General features: G+C 46.0%; 6 protein-coding genes. 4 read left to right on the top strand and 2 right to left on the bottom strand.

Going from position 1 to position 4,476, the window contains the following annotated elements; translation table 11 throughout:
- Window positions 1-4: 4 nt before the first annotated feature.
- Together ABL924_RS17970 and ABL924_RS17965 are read left to right on the top strand one after the other, a co-directional pair.
- A complete protein-coding gene (locus ABL924_RS17970; RefSeq protein ID WP_349028471.1) occupies window positions 5-163 on the top strand; it encodes an antitoxin Xre/MbcA/ParS toxin-binding domain-containing protein in 159 nt (52 codons plus the stop codon).
- Complete coding sequence (locus ABL924_RS17965; protein ID WP_349028470.1) at window positions 160-864, top strand: RES family NAD+ phosphorylase; 705 nt, start codon at window positions 160-162, stop codon at window positions 862-864. The genes ABL924_RS17970 and ABL924_RS17965 overlap by 4 nt, the downstream gene beginning before the upstream one ends.
- Window positions 865-930: 66 nt before the next feature.
- On the opposite strand, the gene ABL924_RS17960 is transcribed toward ABL924_RS17965, so the two are convergent.
- Both ABL924_RS17960 and mpl read right to left on the bottom strand, forming a co-directional pair.
- Window positions 931-1,572 carry a hypothetical protein gene (locus ABL924_RS17960; protein ID WP_349028469.1) on the bottom strand — a complete coding sequence of 214 codons (642 nt, stop codon included), beginning with the start codon at window positions 1,570-1,572 and terminating at the stop codon, window positions 931-933.
- A gap of 27 nt (window positions 1,573-1,599) precedes the next feature.
- A complete protein-coding gene (gene mpl, locus ABL924_RS17955; RefSeq protein WP_349028468.1) occupies window positions 1,600-2,958 on the bottom strand; it encodes a UDP-N-acetylmuramate:L-alanyl-gamma-D-glutamyl-meso-diaminopimelate ligase in 1,359 nt (452 codons plus the stop codon).
- Window positions 2,959-3,189: 231 nt separating this feature from the next.
- Between mpl and apaG the strand changes: the two genes are divergently transcribed.
- Both apaG and ABL924_RS17945 read left to right on the top strand, forming a co-directional pair.
- Window positions 3,190-3,567 carry a Co2+/Mg2+ efflux protein ApaG gene (gene apaG / locus ABL924_RS17950; protein WP_349028467.1) on the top strand — a complete coding sequence of 126 codons (378 nt, stop codon included), beginning with the start codon at window positions 3,190-3,192 and terminating at the stop codon, window positions 3,565-3,567.
- A 4-nt stretch (window positions 3,568-3,571) separates the two neighbouring features.
- A complete protein-coding gene (locus ABL924_RS17945; protein ID WP_349028466.1) occupies window positions 3,572-4,447 on the top strand; it encodes a symmetrical bis(5'-nucleosyl)-tetraphosphatase in 876 nt (291 codons plus the stop codon).
- The last annotated feature ends 29 nt before the right edge of the window (window positions 4,448-4,476 follow it).

Here is a 4,476-nt window from a genome sequence, read left to right as displayed (position 1 = left end):
GATATTGTTGCCCAATGCCGATTCTGCCGATGGGTGGATAAAGCGACCTAACTCGGCGCTGCCTTTTCAGGGCAAATCTGCCTTGGAACGGATGTTAACCGGGCGCGTGGCCGATTTGTATGTGGTACGGCAATATTTGGACGGACAGCGCGGCTGGTCGTGATTGACGACTTGCCGATAAGCCATGTCGATTGGCAACCCTGCTGGCGTTTGGTATCCAGCCGATTTCCACCTGTCGGCTTGTTCGATCGCGTTGCCGAACCCGACGACCTGGAAATCGTTTATGCCATTGAAGGCTTAACCAATGACCGCTTGCTTGATGAAGCGGGCGATATCAATTTGGTTAAGCCCGAAGACCGGGTTTCAGGAGCAGGCACCACGCCGATAATGGCGGCTTTCACTCACCTCAATCCCGAAGGCAGCCGCTTCACGGATGGCAGCTACGGGGTTTATTATGCGGGGAACACTATCGATACCGCTATTGCTGAAACGCAATATCACCGCGCCTTGTTTTTGACAGCAACCCAGCAACCGCCGACCGAAATAGACATGCGGAGCTATGCTTCCGACTTGTCGGCAGATTTGCACGACATCCGCAACTGCCAACCTTCCATGCCAGACATTTACCACCCCGACCCGAACCGTTATGCCGCCGCCCAAACCTTGGCAAAACAGCTAAGGGAAACGGGTGCCAACGGCATTGTCTACGATAGTGTACGGATGTTCGGCGGCGAATGCGTCGCCATCTTCCGGCCTTGCGTGTTGTCGCCGGTTAAGCAAGGGCCGCATTTTTGTTATGTTTGGGATGGCTACCGAATCACAAGCATTTACAGAAAAACAATGGATTTATCGAATTTCCTGTAAGTTAAACGATTAGCAAGAGGAAAGCCGATTATTTTTGATTAAGTACTTCTTTATCTATTTTTAAAATTAATTGTTCTCGAATTTATCTGCTAAATCTCGCAATAATTCATTTACACTGCTATGGTATTTTATTCCTTCAATTAGAAATATAATGGCGGAAATCCAAAGCAATACGTCCAATACTGATAATATAACCATATTTTCTATGGTTAATACTTTAATGCCTTGTTTTGAAAGCCATGACATCCCATAAGATGCAGGCAGTGCGAATAAAATATATAAAAAACATCCTTTGATAAAGCATAAGGGAAGCTTGATTTTTTGCTTAAAAATTAAATAGTATGGTTTTTTGCCGCTTTGAAATTTGAATTTTGTTCTTTTATCGTTTATTTCAAGCCTAGGGCGATATTTCAAATATGTTCTAAAAGCTGCATTAGGACTTTCTGAATAAACTAAAATTTTTATCTCTTCGAATGAAAAGGGTTTGGAATAAAGTTGTTCAAAAGCTTCTTCAATTACTATTCTGTTTTCTCGTTTTTTCCAGTCTCTTTCATTAATTACTTTATCTATAAATACTAAACTCGCTGACCTGATTTTAGTTCTATCGCCATTCCTAGTTAAAAACGAATTTAGAAAAGACCCAAAAAAAGTGATCGCTGCAACTGCCAGGGGTGCAAGTGCGCCGGCATGTTCAAAGTAATAATTCATGAATAAGTTGAGTGATTTAGATACGGTTTAATAATTATTTAATGCTCCCTGCAACCGCTGATAAATCCCCCCAAAACTGCCATTGCTCATCAATACGAAATGTCCGCCATAACGCGCTTCCAGTTTGAGTCTGTCGATGATTTCATCCAGCGTCCGGCAGATTTCGATATTTCCGGCATATTTAAGTAGGCCGCTTAAATCCCAGCCCAAGTTTTCTGGTTGGAACAAAATGGCCTTGTCGGCATCATGTAAGGACAGTGCCAGGGATTCGGTATGTACGCCCAGTTTCATGGTGTTGGAGCGCGGTTCGACGATGGCAATGATGCGCTCAGAGCCAACTTGCTTGCGTAAGCCGTCCAACGTGGTTTCTATAGCGGTGGGATGGTGGGCGAAGTCGTCGTATAAGGTCACGCCGTTGATTTGGGCGATCACTTCCATGCGGCGTTTGACGTTTTTAAACGCCGCTAGCGCCTCAATCGCAGCACTCGGCAATATTCCAACATGTTTAGCGGCAACAATGGCAGACATCGCATTGTAAACATTATGGTCGCCGGTTAATGCCCAATCGACACAGCCTTGGTCAACGCCGTCAAACCAAACCTTAAATTGGCTACCATCGGCCTTTACGAGTTCGGCATTCCATTGCGAATTGCCATTAATTGAGGTGCGTGACACGGGTGTCCAGCAACCCATCGCCAATACATCGTCGATATTTTTTTCACAGGCCGGGGTGATTATTAAACCCTCGCCGGGAACTGTCCTGACCAGATGGTGAAACTGCTTTTTAATGGCATCCAGGTCAGGGAAAATGTCGGCGTGGTCGTATTCCAGATTATTCAAGATGGCGGTGCGCGGACGGTAATGGACAAACTTTGAGCGTTTATCGAAAAAGGCCGAGTCGTATTCGTCCGCTTCTATCACAAAAAAATCCGCTTCGCCGAGTCGTGCAGAAATACCGAAATTCATCGGAATACCGCCAATAAGAAAACCGGGCTTAAAGCCTTGATGCTCCAATATCCAACTTAACATGCTGGTGGTAGTGGTTTTGCCGTGCGTTCCTGCAACACCCAGCACCCATTTGTCTTGTAACACATGTTCGGACAGCCATTGTGGCCCGGAAATGTAACGAATGCCTTGGTTAAGCACGGCTTCCACTTCCGCATTGCCCCGTGACAAGGCATTGCCGATGATGACTAAATCAGGCTTATCCACTAAATTTTCAGCTTTATACCCAGACATCAACTGGATGCCCTGCTCCTCCAGTTGAGTGCTCATGGGGGGATAAACATTTTGGTCTGAACCCGAAACCTGATAACCGAGTTCCCGTGCAATCAGCGCAAGGCCGCCCATGAAAGTGCCGCAAATACCTAGAATATGAATGTGCAATGTCTTAATCCTGTTACTGGCTTTAGGTTAGTGAATTATTTTTCGGTCGATTTTTGATATAAAATGCTAACTTATATTCAGGTAACTCTGAAAAAGCTAATTCCGCCCATGGTTCAAAAGGCTCACCACGAACGGAATTAACCGTTACCGTTCGTCCTTAGCTTGTCGAAGGGCATATTCAGAGGTTCCCGTTAATTATAACAAACCACAAATAAGCAGTATCATCCGATAATGACCGAAAAAAACAAAATTTTAGTTGAAGCAAACCCGCATTTTATAGAGGCGCAATCGTCGCCCAATGACGGTCGATATGTGTTTGCTTATACCATAACCATCACTAATGTCGGCATGGTATCGGCAAAGTTATTGAACCGGCACTGGCTGATTACTGATTCCAACGGCAAAGTTCAGGAAGTCAGGGGCGAAGGCGTAATCGGTGAACAACCCCATCTCAAACCCGGAGAATCGTTCCGTTACACCAGCGGCGCGATGCTGGAAACACCCGTCGGCACCATGCAGGGTCAGTACACCATGATTTCCGATGAAGGTGTTAATTTTAATGCGCCTATACCTAAGTTTACGTTGTCTATCCCAAGGACATTACACTAACTAGATGGCGATCTATGCAATAGGCGATGTACAAGGCTGTTACGATGAGCTAATCAGGCTACTCGATACCATCGCCTTCAATGAACACAATGACCAGCTTTGGTTTGTGGGTGATTTGGTTAACCGAGGCCCAAAATCGCTGCAAACCTTACGGTTTATTAAATCCTTAGGCAGTTCAGCAGTTGCCGTTTTGGGTAACCACGACATGCACCTGCTTGCCGCCGCCTGCTCAGTGCCATCAACGAATACCAAAGTGGCGCTCAAAGAGGTGCTAGCCGCAACAGATCGGGACGAACTGATAGACTGGTTAAGACATCGACCCTTATTCCACCACGATGAGCATTTTTGCATGGTTCACGCTGGCATACCGCCGCAATGGGATTTTAACCAAACCAAAAAAATGGCTGAAATGGTACAAAAAGCCTTGCAAGGTAACGACTACCGGAGCCTGCTCAAAGGTATGTATGGCAATAAACCCGACATTTGGTCGCCCATGCTGCGCGGCAAGCCCCGGTTACGTTTTATTATCAATTGTTTTACCCGCATGCGTTATTGCGATAAATATGGGCGGCTGGATTTCAACTTTAACGGTACGCCCGGTTCTCAGCCAGAAAACCTGATGCCTTGGTTTGCACTGCCTAACCGAAAAAAATTTGGTATGAAAATCGTATTCGGACATTGGTCTAGCTTAGGGTATCACGAGGGCGATAACTGCTACGCGATTGATACCGGTTGTCTTTGGGGAGGGCAATTGACGGCATTAAGGTTGGGTGAACAGGTGGAACGGTTTAGTATTGATTGTTCGGGAAGGCGGGGAGTCGCTATTTTTGCGAAAGCTTGTTTTGAGGACATCCTGTCCAAACAAGCGGCAAAAACTTAACGCGACCGCCAATGCCTGCGGCTGCCCCA

It is taken from the genome of Methyloglobulus sp. (assembly GCF_040079455.1).
Classification (GTDB): domain Bacteria; phylum Pseudomonadota; class Gammaproteobacteria; order Methylococcales; family Methylomonadaceae; genus Methyloglobulus.
Note: the sequence above shows the minus strand (reverse complement) of the source record. Positions and strands in the feature narration are given on the sequence as shown.